General features: G+C 73.4%; 3 protein-coding genes. All 3 read right to left on the reverse strand.

Going from position 1 to position 18,322, the window contains the following annotated elements:
• Positions 1-58 precede the first annotated feature (58 nt).
• On the reverse strand, positions 59-1,243 hold the full coding sequence (locus ABZW18_RS31365; RefSeq protein WP_356194080.1) for a cytochrome P450: 1,185 nt from the start codon (positions 1,241-1,243) through the stop codon (positions 59-61).
• A 116-nt stretch (positions 1,244-1,359) separates the two neighbouring features.
• On the reverse strand, positions 1,360-7,512 hold the full coding sequence (locus ABZW18_RS31370; protein WP_356194083.1) for a type I polyketide synthase: 6,153 nt from the start codon (positions 7,510-7,512) through the stop codon (positions 1,360-1,362).
• A 51-nt stretch (positions 7,513-7,563) separates the two neighbouring features.
• Positions 7,564-18,322: type I polyketide synthase (locus tag ABZW18_RS31375; RefSeq protein ID WP_356194085.1), on the reverse strand; the 10,759-nt coding region annotated here is incomplete at its 5' end.

Genomic DNA, 18,322 nt, shown 5'->3' on the forward strand with positions numbered 1-18,322 from the left:
CACGGGCCCCCACGGTCGGTGGGGCCAGAGCCCGTTGTGGTGTTCCGCCGGGTCCGTGCTACCAGGTGACCGGCAGTTCGGTGAGGCCGGCCGAGAGCTGGCCGCCCAGCACCTGCAGCTCCTCGACCGGACGGGCGAGCCGTAGTCCGGGCAGGCGGGTGAAGAGCAGGGTGTACGCCGTCTGCAGCTGCATACGCGCGAGCGGGGCGCCGATGCAGTGCCACATGCCGTGACCGAACGTCAGATGCGCGTTGGGCGAGCGGGTGATGTCGAACACCTCGGGGTCGTCGAAGACCTGGGTGTCGAAGTTGGAGAGGGTGAAGTCGAGCAGCACCAGATCCCCGAAGCGGATGGTGACACCGCCGATCTCGACGTCCTCGGTTGCGTACCGCGGCAGCACCGAGCCGCCGGCCTTCGCCGACCGCAGGATCTCCTCCACGGCGCCGGCCATCAGCTTCGGGTCCCCCATGGCCGCCGCGCGCTGCTCGGGGTAGAGGCCGAACAGCACCACGCCGAGGTCGATGTGGCTGGCGACGGCCTCGAGTCCGGCGAACAGCACGCCGGCCGCGATGGGCCCGATGCGCTCGTCCGAGGGCTCTTTCGCGCACAGCCGTGAGATCACGTCGTCGCCGGGGTCGGCCCTCTTGCGGCCCGCCAGCTCCACCAGATAGCCGAAGAGGTCCTGTTGTCCGTCCTGGACGGTGTCCGGGTCGTCCAGACCGCCCATCCGGGACAGCAGGGTGGCGAGCAGACCCCGGTCCCCGGCGGGCACGCCGATGAGTTCACCGAGCACGGACAGCGAGAACGGCAGGGAGAACCCGCCGTGCAGATCGGCGGCCGGCCCCTGCGCGACGAAGCTCTCCAGCACGGCTTCCGCGATGGCCTCGACCTTCGGCATCATGTCGAGCACGCGCCGGGCCGAGAAGTTCGGGGTGAGCATGGCCCGGGTCTCGGTGTGCAGCTTCCGCGCCAGTTCGGCGTCGTCGCTGACGAGCATGTCCAGAAACGGGTTCTGGACGTAGCGCGGGGAGTTCGCCGGGTCGGGGTGCGCGCGGGCCAGCCGCTCGTCGCGGAGCAGTTCCTTGAGTTCGGCGTGGCGTGTCACCAGCCATCCCTCGTCACCGGCGGGGGTGCGCACCTTGCAGACGGGACTGCGTGTCTGGAGCTCGCGCAGCAGCGGGCTCAGCCGCAGCACGGTCGGCGGCACTCCCTTGAGCGACGGCAGCTCGTGGGATGTGGTCATGGCGGGGGTCTCCTCTGGACGGTGGTGCGTGTGTGCTCGTCGGTCCCGGCTGCGCGCGGGAGGCGGGAGGGGGCCGGGGGCGGGCGGCGCGGTGGGCCACCGCCCGCCCCGGATCGTTACGCCTCGGTGGCGGGCAGGCCGCCGAGCCACTCCTCGATCGTCCGCGCCGTCAGCGCGGAGTGTTCCTTGGCGAGGGACAGATGGTTGGCCTCGATCTCGCGGATGTCGTCCGCGGGAACTCCCGCGGTGTCGAACAGGAAGCCGTCCAGCGACTCCATGCACCGGACGAGCATCGTCGGCGCGGTGGTGGGCACCGTCTCGATGTCGGTCATCGCCATGAACCAGTGCGCCATCGCGGAGAGCCTGGCGCTGTTCAGCGTCACGGACGGCGAGTCGATGTCGGCCAGGTAGTACCGGGTGGTCCTGTCGAGGTCCTTGCCCTCGCCCGGCTGGTAGCGGATGCTCGCGGTGTCCAGCAGGATCACCGCCTCGGGCTTGATGCCCCAGGTCTCCTCCAGCACCCCGGCGGCCAGATAGGCGAGCGAACCGCCCGTCGAGTGCCCCACCAGGACGAAGGGTTCGCCGTCGCTGGCGTGCAGGGCGCTCTCCGCCACGATGCGGGCCGCGGCCTCGCTCGTGGCCGGCAGCAGCTCACCGGGGGCGAACCCCATGAGCGGCAGCGCGGAGACCTGCCGCTTGCCGCGGAAGTGCGCCGCGATACGCGCGTACTGGTGCACGCCGCCGGTGGCGCCGGGAGCACTGACGAAGATCAGCCGGGGGTTGGCCGGGCCGTCCGCCAGGACGACGGGCTCCGACAGTTCCTCCAGGTCTGCGGGCGTCTCGAAGGTCGGCCGCGTGTTGGCGACGGCCTTCAGCATGCGCATGCCCTCGACCATCTTTCCGGCCTTCACCGCCGCGTAGAACAGGCCTTCCAGCGTCTCGTCCGTGTTCTGGGGCCGGCTCGCGACGGCGGAGGTGCCGCCGGAAGTGCCCGGGACGAGCTGCCCGGCCAGTTCACCGTGGAGCATGCGGGCGAGCTTCACGGGTGTCGCGTTGTCGAACACCACCGAACTCGGCAGCCGCAGGCCGAGCGCCTCGCCGAGCTGGTTGCGCAGCCCGACGGAGACCAGCGAGTCGAACCCCAGCTCCAGGAAGCCGCGTTCGGGGTCGACACCGCTGGGGTCGGGGTGGCCGAGGAGCGCGGCCGAGTAGCCCACCACGAGCTCGGTGAGCAGGCTCTCCTGCTCGGCCGTACCCAGGTGTCGCAGCCGCTCCCGCAGGGTGACGGGCGAGCGGTCGGCCGCGGCGGCGGAGCGGCGGGTACGGGGTACGAGCTCCCGCCACAGCGCCGGCAGGGCCTGCTGCTCCCGGAGTCCGGCGACATTGATCCGGGTCGGGACCACCGTGGCCCGGTCCCGGGCGAGCGCGGCGTCGAAGAGCGCGAGGCCCTGGTCCATGGCCAGCGGCGGCATGCCGCCCCGGGCCATCCGCTCCAGGTCGGTGGCGCTGACATGACTGGTCATACCGCTGCCCCGGCCCCAGGGACCCCAGGCGAGGGAGACCGCGGGCAGATCCTGGCTCCTGCGGTGCTGGGCGAGCGCGTCCAGGAAGGCGTTGGCCGCGGCGTAGTTGCCCTGTCCGGGACCGCCCAGCACACCGGAGACGGAGGAGTACAGCACGAACCCGGCGAGATCGAGGTCGAGGGTCGCCTCGTGCAGATACCAAGCGGCGTCCGCCTTCGGCCGCAGTACGCGCTCCAGCAGCTCCGGCGTCAGCGAGCCGGTCAGCGCGTCGCCGAGCACACCGGCGGTGTGGACGACGGCGGTCAGCGGATGCGCGTCGGGCACCCCGGCCAGCAGTGCGGTCACCGCGTCCCGGTCGCCCAGGTCGCAGGAGACCACGGTGGCTTCGGTGCCCCGCTCGGCCAGGGAGGCGACCAGCTCGGTCACGCCAGGGGCGTCCGGGCCGCTCCGGCTGGCCAGCAGGAGGTGCCGGACGCCGTGCCCGGCGGCCAGATGGCGGGCCAGCTCGCTGCCGAGGCCGCCGGTTCCGCCGGTGATCAGCACGGTGCCCTCGGGGTCCCAGGCCCGTGCTGCGCCCTTGGCCGAGGGGGTCTCGTCGGTCTCCGGCAGCCTCGTGAGGCGCCCGGCCCTGACCGTGTGGTTCCGCACCACCAACTGCTGCTCGTCGAGGGTGAGCAGACCGGGCAGGACACCCGCCGACAGGAACGCGTCGTCCATGTCGACCAGCAGGAAGCGGCCGGGGTTCTCCGTCTGCGCCGACCGTACGAGGCCCCGGACCGCGGCGGCGGCCACGTCCCGGATGTCCTCGCCGTCGACGGCGACGGCGCCACGGGTGACGAAGACCAGCCGCGAACCCGCCAGCCCCGGTTCGTTCAGCCACTCCTGGAGGATTCCGAGCACCCAGGTGGTGAGGGCGCGCACCGACTCGGGTCCGGGCGACGCCGGGTCGCCGACCACGGGCACCAGGAAGACATCGGGGGCGACACCGCTGTCGCCGACCGCGCCGGTCAGGGACTCCGCGTACGCGCTGACGGACTCGTCGGCGCGGTGCATCGCGTAGCCCAGGTCGAGTTCGTCGACGCCGACGACCGCCCAGCGGGTACCGGTCGCCGCCACCGGCTCGGCGACGGGCACCCAGTCGAGGGCGAGGAACGAGCCCCGCTCGATGCCGCCGGTCGAGGGCGTGGCCGCCGGGCGCTCCCCGGCGGGTGCGCCCAGGACCAGCGAATCGACGGAGAGCGCCAAGGCGCCCGTCGCGTCGACCGCGGTCAGCGCCACCTCGTCCGGGCCGGTCGCGGTGATCCGTACGCGCAGGGCGGAGGCCGCCCCGGCGTGCAGGGTCAGGCCGCTCCAGGACACCGGGACGGCGGCGGCACCGTCGGGGTCGAGGGAGCCCGCCGCACGGATCGCGGCGTCCAGCAGCGCCGGGTGGATCCCGAACGCGTCGGCGTCCTCGGCCGACGCGGGCAGCGCCACCTCGGCGAAGATCTCGCCCTCATGCCGCCAGACGCCCGACAGCCCCCGGAACACGGGCCCGTAGGCCAGTCCGGCGCCGCTGAGCCGCTCGTACAGACCGTCCAGGCCGACCGGTTCGGCGTCGCGCGGGGGCCATTCGGCGGTGTCGGATCCGCCGGCTTCCTCGGCCGGTCCGCGGGTCGACAGCACACCTCGGGCGTGCGTCGTCCAGGGCTCGGCGTCCCGGTCGGCGGGGCGGGAGTGCACCGTCAGCGCGCGTCGGCCCGTCTCGTCCGACGCGCCCACCCGCACCTGCACGGTGACCGCGTCGCGCTCGGCCAGCGCGAGGGGGGCGAGCAGGGTCAGTTCCTCGACGCGGTCCTGACCGGCCTGGTCACCGGCCCGGATCGCCAGCTCCGCGAAGGCCGTGCCCGGCAGCACGATCCGGTCGTCGACCCGGTGGTCGGCGAGCCACGGGTGCGACTGCGCCGACAGCCTGCCGGTCAGCAGGATCTCGTCGGACTCGGCGATCGTGACCGCGGCGCCGAGCAGCGGATGCCCGGCGGCCACCAGGCCGAGGCCCGAGGCGTCGCCGCTGATGGCGCGGACCGTGGGCCAGTACCGCTCGCGCTGGAACGCGTACGTCGGAAGCTCCACGCTGCGCGCGCCCGTGCCGGAGAACAGCCCGGCCCAGTCCACCGCTGTCCCGCGCGTGAACAGCCCGGCGAGGGCCGTGACCGCCGAGGTCTCCTCGGACCGGTCCTTGCGCAGGATGGGCACCGCCGTCACGGCCGGGTCCTCGACGGACTCCGGTACGAGGGCGGAGAGCACCGCGTCCGGGCCCAGTTCCAGGAACGTCCGTACCCCGCGGCCGGCCAGGGTGCGTACACCGTCGCCGAACCGTACGGCCTGGCGGACATGGCGGACCCAGTAGCCGGGGTCCGCGAGTTCCCCCGCCGTGGCCACCTCCCCGGTCAGGTTGGACACCACGGGGATGGACGGCTCACCGAAAGTCAGTTCCTCGACCACGGCACGGAACGCGTCGAGCATGGGCTCCATCAGCGGCGAGTGGAACGCGTGGCTGACCGGGAGCCGGGTGGTCTTGCGCCCCTCGGCCGCGAGCCGGTCCGCGAGGCCGAGTACCGCGGCCTCGTCGCCGGAGACGACCACCGCGTCCGGGCCGTTGACCGCGGCGACGGACACCCGGTCGGTCAGCAGCGGCGTGACCTCGTCCTCGGTGGCCCGTACGGCGACCATCGCGCCACCGGCCGGGAGCGCCCGCATCAGCCGGGCCCGCGCGGCGACCAGCCGGGAGGCGTCCTCCAGCGAGAACACCCCGGCCACATGCGCGGCCGTGATCTCGCCGACGGAGTGTCCGGCGAGGAAGTCCGGCTTGACACCCCAGGAGCGGGCCAGCCGGTACAGCGCGACCTCGACGGCGAACAGGGCCGGCTGGGTGAAGCCCGTGTCGTTCAGCGCGTCCGGGTCCTCACCCCACATGACATCGCGCAGCGGACGCTCCAACTCCCCGTCCAGCTGGGCCAGTACGGTGTCCAGTACCTCGGCGAAGACGGGGAAACGCGCGTACAGCTCCCGGCCCATCCCGATGCGCTGGGAGCCCTGGCCGGAGAACAGCACGGCCAGCGCGCCCTTGCCGGACACCCCGCGCGCGGCCTCGACGAGTGCTCCGTCCTCGCCCTCGGCGGCCAGCAGCACCGCGCGGTGCTCGAACGCGGAGCGGGTCGTGGCGAGCGAGAAGCCGATGTCGAGCGGGTCGCGTCCCGGCACGTCCGCCAGGGCCCGGATCCGGTCCAGCTGCGCGTCGAGCGCGGCCTCGCTCCGGCCCGAAACGGGCCACGGCACGGTCTCCGGCGTGACCCGCGGCGACGGTGCGGGCTCGTCCGCTTCCTCGGCGGGCGGGGCCTGCTCGATGAGCACATGCGCGTTGGTGCCGCTGATGCCGAACGACGACACACCGGCGCGGCGCACCCGGTCGCCCTCCGGCCACTCCACCGGCTCGGTCAGCAGCCGTACGTCACCGGCCGACCAGTCGACGTGCGAGGACGGCGCGTCCACGTGCAGCGTTCGGGGCAGGACTCCTTCGCGGAGCGCGAGCACCATCTTCATCACACCCGCGACACCCGCGGCCGCCTGGGTGTGACCGAGGTTCGACTTGACCGCGCCGAGCCACAGCGGGCGCTCCGGGTCGCGGTCCCGGCCGTAGGTGGCCAGCAGGGCGCCCGCCTCGATGGGGTCGCCCAGGGTGGTGCCCGTACCGTGCGCCTCGACGGCGTCCACATCGGCCGGGGAGAGCCCGGCGCCGGCCAGGGCCTGGCGGATCACCCGCTGCTGGGAGGGGCCGTTGGGCGCGCTCAGACCGTTGGACGCACCGTCCTGGTTGACCGCACTGCCGCGCAGCACCGCGAGGACCGGATGTCCGTTGCGCCGGGCGTCGGACAGCCGCTCGACGACCAGCATTCCGGCGCCCTCGGACCAGGCGGTACCGTCCGCCGCATCGGAGAAGGCCTTGCAGCGCCCGTCGGCGGCCAGTCCGCCCTGGACGCTGAACCCGGCGAAGCTGGAGGAGGTCGCCATCACGGTCACCCCACCGGCCAGTGCCAGCGAGCATTCGCCGTTGCGTACGGCCTGCGCGGCGAGGTGCAGCGTCACCAGCGAGGACGAGCACGCCGTGTCGAGCGTGACCGCCGGGCCCTCCAGACCGAGGACGAAGGACAGCCGGCCCGACATGACGCTCGCCGCGAGGCCGTTGCCCGTGTAGCCGCCCATGTCGTCGCGCGAGGCGAGCACCAGGTGGGCGTAGTCCTGGGAGTTGGTGCCGACGAATACGCCGGTCCTGCTGCCGCGCAGCGCGCCCGGGTCGATGCCCGAACGCTCGATGGCCTCCCAGGACACCTCGAGGAGCAGCCGCTGCTGCGGGTCCATGGCGAGGGCCTCGCGCGGGGATATGTCGAAGAAGGCGGGGTCAAATCGTGGTGCCTCGTGCAGGAAGCCGCCTTCCTGGGTGGCGCTGCGTCCCTCCCCGTCACCGGCGAGCGTGTCCAGGTCCCAGCCGCGGTCGTCCGGGAATCCGGAGATCGCGCTCCGGCCGGAGACGAGCAGTTCCCAGAAGTCCTCCGGGGACCGGACCCCGCCCGGGAACCTGCACCCCATCCCGACGATCGCCACCGGTTCGTGGCGACCCGATTCGGCTTCCTGGAGTCGTTGGCGGGTCTGGTGCAGGTCCGTCGTGACCCACTTCAGGTATTCGACGAGTTTCTTTTCGTCCGGCATCGTCCGTGAACCTTCCTCGGATGTATCGCGTGCGAGGGGAGTGGGCCCCTGTCAGGAATCCGTTGACCGGCCGAGCTCGTTGTCGATGAAGGCAAGGATCTCGTCGGCGCTCGCGGCCTCGATCCGTTCGGTGACGACGAGTCCGCCGGTCTCCGGGGCGGATCCGTCCCACCTCGCGAGCAGCTGACGCAGCCGTCCGGCGACTCCGGTCCTGGTGACCTCGTCGATCTCGCCCTCGGTGAGCGCCGCCTCCAGCCGGTCGAGCGCAGCCAGCGGCGAAGCGTCCGCGTCTGGGGTGTCCGCGCCGAACAGCGCCGACACGAGGTGCCGGGCGACAGCGACCGGCGTGGGGTGGTCGAACACAAGGGTGGTGGCGAGCCGTACGCCCGTGGACGCGGCCAGCCTGGTGCGCAGCTCCACCGCCATCAGCGAGTCGAAGCCCAGCCGGCTGAAGTCCCGGTCGGCCGGGACGGCGTCCGCCGAGGGGTGTCCCAGTACGGCGGCGGTGTCGGCCCGTACGAACTCCACCAGGACCGTCTCCCGCTCCTGGGCGCCCAGTGCTTCCAGACGCTCGGTCAGATGGGTGGCACGGCTGCGGGTGGCGGCCGTGCGGCGCGTGGTGCGGGTCAGCCCGCGCAGGATCGCGGGGACCCCGGCAGTCGCCGCCGCACCCGTTCCGTCGGCCATCCGTACCGGGACGACCAGCGCTTCGTCGCGTGCCATCGCCGCGTCGAACAGCGCGAGGCCCTGTTCCACCGACAGCAGGGCGTGCTGCGAGCGGGACATCCGCCGCAGGTCGGTGCCGCTCAGGGTGCTGGTCATACCGCTGTCCTGCGCCCACGGGCCCCAGGCCAGCGATACGGCGGGCAGGCCGAGGGCGGCGCGGTGCCCGGCCAGCGCGTCCAGGAACGCGTTGGCGGCGGCGTAGTTGCCCTGCCCCGGTCCCCCGGTGACTCCGGCGACCGACGAGTACAGGACGAATCCGGCCGGCTCGTGGCCGAGGTCCCGGGTTGCCTCGTGCAGCCACCAGGCCGCATCCGCCTTGGGGCGCAGCGTCCGGTCCACCAGGTCGGGGGTGAGCGAACCGATGGTGGCGTCGCCCAGCACGCCTGCGGTGTGCACCACGGCGGTCAGCGGGTGTTCGGCAGGTACGGCGGCCAGCAGCGCGTCCAGCGCCGTACGGTCGGCGACGTCGCAGGCGGCGACATGCACCTCGGCGCCGAGGCCGGTCAGTTCGGCCCGCAGCTCCTTCGCGCCGGGCGCGTCGGGTCCACGCCGGCCGACCAGCAGCAGATGCTTCATGCCGTGCGCGGTCACCAGATGCCTGGCGAGCGCACTGCCGAGGCCGCCGGTGCCACCCGTGATCAGCACCGTGCCGTCGCGGTCCCAGGCACGAACCCGGTCCGGCGGCGGCGTGACGCCTGTCTCGGGCAGCCGGGCCAGCCGGGCCACCCGTACGGCGCCGTCGCGCAGCGCCGCCTGGGACTCACCGGCGTCCAGCAGGCCCGGCAGCGCGGTGAGAGCCGTGCCGGGGGCATCGAGTTCGTCGAGGTCGAGCAGCAGGTAGCTGTCGGGCTCCTCGAGCTGGGCGGAGCGGACCAGGCCCCAGAGGGGGGCGGCGATCAGGTCCCGTACGTTCTCGGGTCCGACGGCGACCGCGCCCCGGGTGACGAACACCAGTCGCGATCCGACGGTCCGACGGTCGGCGGACCAGGCGCGCATCAGGTCGAGGGCGGCTACGGTCGCGGTCCGCAGAGCGGCCGGGACGTTCTCGGCGCCGCCCGGGTCCCCGGTGACGGGGGCCAGTACGACGTCGGGGAACGGCCCTTCGGCGTCGAGAAGTGCGGCCAGTGACCCGGCGCGTACGGCGGACACACCGTCCACCGTGTCCAGCTCGGCCGCCAGGCCGGCCGGGTCCGCGCCGACGACCGCCCAGCGCAGGCCGGCGAGGGACGCGGGCTCCGCCGGGGCGGCGAGGGCCGCCTCCCATACGACGCCGAGCAGCGGAGCGTGCTCTCCTGCGGCCGTGACTCCCGCCGCGACGGGAGCCACGTCCGCCACCGTACGGACGGTCAGCGAGCGTGCGGAGATCACCGGTGCGCCGTCCACATCGACGGCCGCCAGCGACACGGTGTCCTGGCCGGTGGCGGTCAGCCGTACCCGCAGCGCCGTGGCGGCGCCCGCGTGCAGGGTCAGTCCGTGCCACGCGAACGCTTCGACTCCCCCGTCACCACCGTCGGTGTCCAGCAGTCCGGCCGCCCGGACAGCGGTGTCCAGCAGCGTCGGGTGCATCGTGAACGCGCCGTCCCTGCCCGCCTCTTCGGGGAGCGAGATCTCCGCGTACACCGAGCCGTCCAGCCGCCAGGCGGCCTGCGTACCGGTCCGCTCGTCGGCGCCGTCCCACGCGAAGGCGACGGCTTCGGCGCCCGCGGGCGGCCATACGGAGGTGTCGAACTCCGTGTCCGGCGTCCCCGTTCCGTCACCGGCGGCCAGCACTCCGGTGGCGTGCCGGGTCCACGGCAGATCCGCCGCGGACTCCGGGCGGGCGTGTACGTCCAGGGGACGGCGGCCCGCCTCGTCGGCGGCCCCCACCCGTACCTGGATCCGCACCGCGCCTTCGTCGCGCACCAACAGTGCGGTCTCCACGGTCAGTTCCTCGACCACGGCGCAGCCGGCCTCGTCACCGGCGCGTACGGCCAGTTCGGCGAAGGCCGCCGCCGGCAGCGGCACGGACCCGTCGGAGATCCGGTGGGCCGCCAGCCAGGCAAGCGCCGGGAGCGACAGCCGGCCCGTCAGCACCACGTCGTCGGAGCCGGCCACCGTCGTAGCGGCGCCCAGCAGCGGATGTCCGGCGGCCACCATGCCGAGGCCGGAGGCGTCGCCTGCCGCGGCCACGGACACCGTGGGCCAGTAGCGCTCGCGCTGGAAGGCGTACGTCGGCAGTTCGGTCCGCCGCGCGCCCGTACCGGAGAAGATCCCGGTCCAGTCGGCCGTGGCACCGTGCGTGTGCAGCTGGGCCAGCGCGGTGACGGCGGTCAGTTCCTCGGGCCTGTCCTTGCGCAGGACGGGCACCACCACGGCCTCCTCCGGAACGGACGCGCGGACCATGGCGGACAGCACCCCGTCCGGGCCCAGCTCCAGGAAGGTGCCGACGCCGTTGCCGGCGAGGGTCCGTACGCCGTCGGCGAAGCGGACCGCCTCGCGGACATGCCGTACCCAGTAGTCGGCGGAGCGCAGTTCGCCGCCCGTGGCCGGCTCGCCGGTCAGGTTCGAGACGACCGGGATGCGGGGCGCGTGGTACGTGAGCTTCTCGGCGACCGCCCGGAAAGCGCCCAGCATCGGGTCCATCAGGGGCGAGTGGAACGCGTGGCTCACCGGGAGCCGGCTCGTCCTGCGTCCCTCGGCCGCCAGGTGCTCAGCGGCCTTCAGCACCCGGTCCTCGTCGCCGGAGATCACCACCGCCGTGGGACCGTTGACGGCGGCGATCGCCACCCGGTCGCAGAGCAGCGGCCGGACCTCGTCCTCGGTGGCCTCCACGGCGACCATGGCACCGCCCTCGGGCAGCGCCTCCATCAGCCGGGCGCGGGCGGCGACCAGCCGGACGGCGTCCTCCAGCGAGAACACCCCCGCCACATGGGCGGCGGCGATCTCACCGATCGAGTGGCCCGCCACGAAGTCCGGGGTCACACCCCACGACTCCACCAGCCGGAACAGCGCCACCTCGACCGCGAACAGCGCGGGCTGGGTGTACGCGGTGCGGTTCAGCGTCCCGGCGTCGTCGCCCCAGATCACCTCACGCAGCGGACCGTTCAACTCCGGGTCCAGATGGGCCAGTACGGAGTCGAGGGCGTCGGCGAAGACCGGGAAACGCGCGTACAGCTCGCGGCCCATGCCCAGCCGCTGGCTGCCCTGGCCGGAGAAGAGGACGGCCGTCGGCCGTTCCACGGCCACTCCCCTGGCGGCCACCGGCGCCGACGCGTCAGCGCCGGTGGCCGGGGCCATCAGCACGGCCCGGTGTTCGAAGGCCGACCGGCCCTCGAGCAGCGAGAGACCGATGTCGACCGGGGAGAGCCCGGGGCGGCCCCCCACGAAGGACCGCAGCCGGTCCAGCTGTCCGTCGAGCGCGGCTTCGCTCTTGGCCGCTACGAGCCAGGGCACGACGGCCGGCGCGACCCCGGGAACGGACGTGCTCACCGCCGGCGCGGCCGGCGGCGCCTGCTCCAGGACGACGTGCGCGTTGGTGCCGCTGATGCCGAAGGACGACACACCGGCCCGGCGGGCGCGCCCGGTCTCCGGCCATTCGCGCTGCTCGGTCAGCAGCTCGACCGCACCCGAGGACCAGTTGACCCGGGTCGAGGGCTCACTGACGTGCAGCGTCCGGGGCAGACTGCCGTGCCGGAGCGCCAGCACCGTCTTCAGTACGCCCGCGACACCGGCGGCGGCCTGCGTGTGGCCGAGGTTCGACTTCACGGATCCGAGCAGCAGGGGCCGCTCGGGAGCCCGGTCGCGTCCGTACGTCGCGAGGAGAGCACCGGCCTCGATGGGGTCGCCCAGCGCGGTGCCGGTGCCGTGGGCCTCGACGGCGTCCACATCCGCGGGGGTGAGACCGCCACTGGCGAGGGCCTGGCGGATCACCCGCTGCTGGGAGGGGCCGTTGGGGGCGGTGAGCCCGTTCGACGCACCGTCCTGGTTGACGGCGGAACCACGCAGCACCGCCAGGATCTCGTGGCCGTTGCGCCGGGCGTCGGACAGCCTCTCGACGACGATCACGCCGACGCCTTCCGACCATCCGGTGCCGTCTGCCGAGTCGGAGAACGCCTTGCAGCGCCCGTCCGGTGCGAGACCGCCCTGGCGGGTGAATCCGGCGAAGCTCGTCGAGGTCGACATCACGGTGACACCGCCGACCAGCGCCATGGAGCACTCGTCCGCGCGCAGCGCCTGGGCGGCCCAGTGCAGCGCGACCAGTGAGGAGGAGCAGGCGGTGTCCACGGTGACGGCGGGGCCCTCGAAGCCGAAGGCGTAGGAGAGCCTGCCGGAGATGACGCTGGCGGCCAGACCCGTGCCGGCGTGCCCTTCCACGTCCTCGTTCGCCCGGAGGATCAGGTTGGCGTAGTCCTGGCCGTTGGTGCCGACGAACACGCCGGTCCGGCTGCCGCGCAGGGAAGCCGGGTCGGTCCCGGTGCGCTCGAAAGCCTCCCAGGCGGTCTCCAGCAGCAGCCGCTGCTGGGGATCCATGGCTAGGGCCTCACGCGGTGAGATGTCGAAGAAGCCCGGGTCGAAGTCGGCGGCCTCGTAGAGGAATCCGCCCTCGCGCGTCGCGCTGCGGCCCTGACCGGCGCCCGCGAGGACATCGAGGTTCCAGCCACGGTCCGTGGGGAACTCGGCGATGCCGTCCCGGCCTTCGGTGAGCAGCTGCCACAGGTCCTCGGGCGAGCGCACCCCGCCCGGGAAGCGGCAGGCCATGCCGACGATGACGACCGGGTCGTCGGTGACCCCGGCCGGAGCGGGGCCAGTGGCGCCCGCCGTGCCGGTCTCCGGTCCGCTCTCCTCGCCGAGCAGTTCGGCGAGGAGGTGTCCGGCAAGCGCGTGCGCGGTCGGGTAGTCGAACACCAAGCCGGCGGGGAGCGCCAGACCGGTCATCTCCGTGAGCCGGTTGCTGAGTTCGACCGCGGTCAGCGAGTCGAAGCCGAGGTCGCGGAAGGCCTTGTCGCCCCTGATCGCGTCGGCTCCGGTGTGTCCGAGTACCGCGGCGGCCTGGGCACGGACGACACCGAGCAGTACGGCGGTCCGCTCGGCCCCGGTCGCTCCGCGCAGCCGCTCCCGCAGCCCGGACGCGGCCGTTTCGCTTTCGCGGCGCGCCTCCCGTACCGCCGTCAGCGCCTTGCGTGCCTCGGGCAGATCGCCGAGCAGGGGGCTGGGGCGCAGGCTGAGCAGGGCGTTCAGCAGCTGCGGCTGCTGGAGGTCGGCGAGGACAACGGTCGGCTCGGGCTCCACGACGACGCGGAGCAGCGCGGAGACCGCCTGCTCGGGGTCGAGTGCGCTCGGCCCCTCCGCGTGGGCGACGTGCCCGGCCCGGGTCGACTGGCCGGCCATACCGCTGCCGCCCCACGCGCCCCAGGCGATCGAGGTCGCCGGCAGACCGAGGGACCTGCGTCGCTCGGCCAGCGCGTCGAGGACCGTGTTGGCGGCGGCGTAGTTGGCCTGGCCGGGGTTGCCGACCGAGCCCGCCACCGAGGAGAACAGGGCGAACACCGACAGGTCGAGATCGCGTGTCAGCTCGTCGAGCAGCAGGGCCGAGGCGACCTTCGAGCGGAACACCGTCTCGAACCGCTCGGCCGTCAGACCGGCCAGCACCCCGTCGTCCAGCACGCCCGCCGCGTGCACCACACCGGTCAGCGGGCTGTCCTCGGGAACGGCGGCGAGCACTCCCGCCAACTGGTCCCGGTCGGCCGCGTCACCGGCGGTGAGGGTGACCTGTACACCGAGAGCGGTCAGTTCCGCCCGCAGTTCCTCGGCGCCGGGCGCCTCCGGGCCCCGACGGCTCAGGAGTACGAGATGCCGGACGCCCTCGCTCGCCAGCCGGCGCGCGACATGGGCACCGAGCGCGCCCGTACCGCCGGTGATGAGCACCGTGCCGGAGGGCTGCCACCGCTCCTCAGCCGCTCCCGCGTTCTCCGTGGCGGGCGCGGGGACCATCCTGCGGCCGAACACGCCCGAGGCGCGGAACGCCACCTGGTCCTCGCCGCCCTGGCCGGCCAGTACGGCGACGAAGCGCCGTACGGACCGCTCGTCCAGTTCCTCGGGCAGATCGGCCAGCCCGCCCCACTGCCGGGGCTGTTCGAGCGCCGCGACCCTGCCGAGGCCCCATACGGCGGCCTGCGCCGGACTGGCGAGCGGCTCGGAGCGGACGGTGGAGACGGCGCCACGTGTGACGGCCCAGAGGGGGGCTGTGATGCCCGCGTCACCGAGCGACTGGGTGAGGACGGCGGTGGCGATGAGGCCTGCCGGTACCCCGGCGGGGCCGGCCGACTCGTCGAGTGCGAGCAGCGACACCACACCCGCGATCTCCGCCGGTGCGTCCGAGGCCGCCTCGGTGAGCCGCTCGACGAGGCCGGTCGTGCCGAGGTCCACTCGTACAGCGGCCGGGCCGAGAGCGCTGATCAGCGAGGTCACCCACGCGTCGGCGATTCCCGCCGCGGGCGCCAGCACCAGCCAGGTCCCGGACAGGGGGCCGGCCGAGCCGCTGACGGTCAGCGGCTTCCAGCTCTGCCGGTAGCGCCACGCGTCCACGGCCGAACGGGCCTTGCGCCGGGTACGCCACGACGACAGCGCGGGCAGTACGGCCCCGAGCGAATCGCCGTCCACGTCCAGTCCCGCCGCGAGGGACTCCAGATCCTCCCGCTCCACCGCGGCCCAGAACTCGGCGTCGACCGGGTCCGTACCGTCGGCGGGGCCCGCTCCGACCACCTCGGGCCAGAACCGCTCGCGCTGGAAGACGTAGGTCGGCAGATCGGTCTGCCGGGCGCCGGTGCCCTCGAAGAGCCCGGTCCAGTCGACGGTGGCACCAGCCACATGCAGCCGCGCCAGCGCAGTGACCAGCGCTGCTTCCTCGTCACGGTCCTTGCGCAGCGCAGGGACCACCACGGCGGTGGCGGGCACGGACTCGCGTGCCATCGCGGAGAGCACTCCGTCCGGGCCCAGCTCCAGGAACGTGGTCACGCCCCGGTCGGCGAGCGTGCGGACACCATCGGCGAAGCGGACGGCCTCACGGACGTGCCGTACCCAGTACGCGGCCGAGCACAGCTCATCGGCCGACGCCACCTCACCCGTCAGGTTGGACACGACAGGAACGGCCGGTTCGGCGTACGCCAGACCCTCGGCGACGGTACGGAACTCGTCCAGCATCGGGTCCATGAGCGACGAGTGGAAGGCGTGCGAGACCCGCAGCCTGCTCGTCTTGCGGCCCTGGGCCTCCAGCCGGGCAGCGACCTCCAGGACCGCGTTCTCGTCACCCGAGATGACCACCGACGTCGGACCGTTCGCCGCCGCCACGGCGACCCGCTCCGACAGCAACGGCAGGACCTCGTCCTCGGTCGCCCGCACCGCGACCATGGCACCGCCCGACGGCAGCGCCTGCATCAGCCGCGCCCGCGCCACCACCAGCGTGCAGGCATCCTCCAGCGAGAACACCCCCGCCACATGGGCGGCTGCGATCTCACCGATCGAATGACCCGCCACGAAGTCGGGCCGCACGCCCCACGACTCGACCAGCCGGAACAACGCCACCTCAACCGCGAACAAAGCAGGCTGAGCAAAGCCCGTCCCGTTCAGCAGCTCGGCGTCCTCGCCCCACATCACCTCACGCAGCGAACGGCCCAACTCACCGTCCAACAGCCCCAGTACGGAATCCAGCGCCTCCGCGAACACCGGAAACCGCCCGTACAACTCCCGGCACATCCCCAGCCGCTGCGAACCCTGACCCGAGAACAGCACCGCCGTCGACCGCTCGGTGGCCAGGCCCCGGGCGACATCCGAGACACCCTCGCCGGTCGCCAGCAGCACCGCGCGGTGCTCGAAGAGCGAGCGGCCCGTCGCCAGCGAGTGGCCGACGTCGATCGCGGAACGCTCGGGGTACTCCCGCGCGAAGGCCCGGAGACGGCTGATCTGTCCGTCCAGTGCGGCTTCGCTCTTGGCCGATACGAGCCACGGCACGGCGACCGGGGCGACCCCGGTGGTGACCGGCGCACGGTCGGCGGCGTCCAGCACCGGGTCCGCCTGTTCCAGGACCACGTGCGCGTTCGTACCGCTGATCCCGAAGGACGAGACACCGGCCCGGCGTGCGCGCCCGGTCTCCGGCCACGCCGTGTTCTCGACCAGCAGCTCCATGGCACCCGCAGACCAGTCGACATGCCTTGACGGCTCGGTCAGATGCAGGGTCCTCGGGAGCGTCCCGTGCCGCAGCGCCATCACCATCTTGACCAGACCGGCGGCGCCCGCCGCGGCCTGGGTGTGGCCGATGTTGGACTTCACCGAGCCCAGCAGCAGCGGCAGTTCCTGATCGCGGTCCTGGCCGTACGTAGCAAGCAGCGCCTGCGCCTCGATCGGGTCACCGAGCGGTGTCCCGGTGCCGTGCGCCTCCACGGCGTCCACGTCGGCCGGGGACAGTCCGGCATTGGCGAGCGCCTGCCGGATCACCCGCTGTTGGGCGGGGCCGTTCGGCGCCGTCAGACCGTTCGACGCACCGTCCTGGTTGACGGCGCTGCCCCGTACGACCGCCAGCACCCGGTGTCCGTTGCGCCGCGCGTCCGACAGCCGCTCCAGAACCAGCACGGCCGCGCCCTCGGACCAGCCCGTGCCGTCGGCGGAGTCGGAGAACGCCTTGCACCGGCCGTCGCCGGCCAGTCCGCCCATCCGGGAGAAGCCGGCGAAGTTCGCGGAAGTGGTCATCACCGTCACGCCGCCCGCGAGGGCAAGCGAGCACTCGCCACTGCGCAGGGCCTGGGATGCGAGGTGCAGCGAGACGAGGGAGGACGAGCATGCGGTGTCGACCGACATCGCCGGGCCCTCCAGGCCGAGCGCGTAGGCCAGCCGGCCGGAGACGACACTGACCGCGAGGCCGGTCGTGGCATGGCCCGCCACATCGTCCTTCGCCCGCATGACAAGGCCGACGTAGTCCTGGCCGCTGACACCGACGAAGACGCCGGTGCGGCTGCCGCGCAGGGTGGCCGGGTCGATGCCCGCCCGTTCGGCGGCCTCCCAGGAGACTTCGAGCAGGACGCGCTGCTGCGGGTCCATGGCAATGGCCTCGCGCGGCGAGATGCCGAAGAATCCGGCGTCGAAGTCGGCGACGTCCCGCAGGAATCCGCCCTGGCCCTCGACCGCGCCGATGGTCGCGTCGGCCTCCCAGCCACGGTCGTCGGGGAAGCCGGAGATGGCGTCGCCACCGGAGAGCACCAGCTCCCAGAGCCCTTCCGGGGACTCCACACCGCCGGGGAAACGGCAGCTCATGCCGACGATCGCGATCGGATCGTCGGTGACGTCGGAGTTGTCGCGCGACTCGCGCACGGCGACGGCCGCGACGGCGTCGTCGCCCACCAGCTCGTCGAGCAGATACGCGGCGAGCCGGGCCGGTGTGGGGTAGTCGAAGATCAGAGTGGCGGGCAGCGTCAGTCCGGTGGCGGTCGCCAGCCGGTTGCGCAGTTCGACGGCCGTCAGCGAGTCGAAGCCCAGCCGGCGGAACTCCCGTTCCACGGCGATGGCCTCGGGCGAGGAGTGTGCGAGCACCACCGCCGCCTCGGCGCGGACGAGGTCGGTCAGCAGCCGGGGCCGCTCGTCCTCGGGCAGCGCGGCCAGCCGTTCGACGAGGCCCGCGCGGGACACCCCGGCGGCTCCGCTCTTCGCGGCGCGGCGGCCGCTCCGTACGAGTCCGCGCAGGATGGCCGGCACGCCGGCCGCGGCCGGGATCGCGCCGCCGGAGATGGCGAGCGGGACGATCAGCGCCTCGTCGCTCGCGGTGGCGGCATCGAACAGTGCCAGGCCCCGTTCCACCGAGAGGAGCGGCATTCCGGAGCCGCCGCTGACCCGGCGTACGTCGTGGTCCTCCAGCGTGCTGGTCATGCCCACGCCCTGCTCCCAGGCGCCCCAGGCCAGTGAGAGCCCGGGCAGCCCCAGGGAGCGCCGGTGCGCGGCCAGTGCGTCGAGGAAGGCGTTGCCTCCCGCGTAGTTGGCCTGTCCCGGACTGCCCATGACACCGGCGGTGGAGGAGTAGAGCACGAAGGCGGCCAGGTCGAGGTCCTTGGTCAGTTCATGC

Origin of the sequence: Streptomyces sp. NPDC004647, from assembly GCF_040609575.1 — a bacterium.
Lineage (GTDB): Bacteria > Actinomycetota > Actinomycetes > Streptomycetales > Streptomycetaceae > Streptomyces.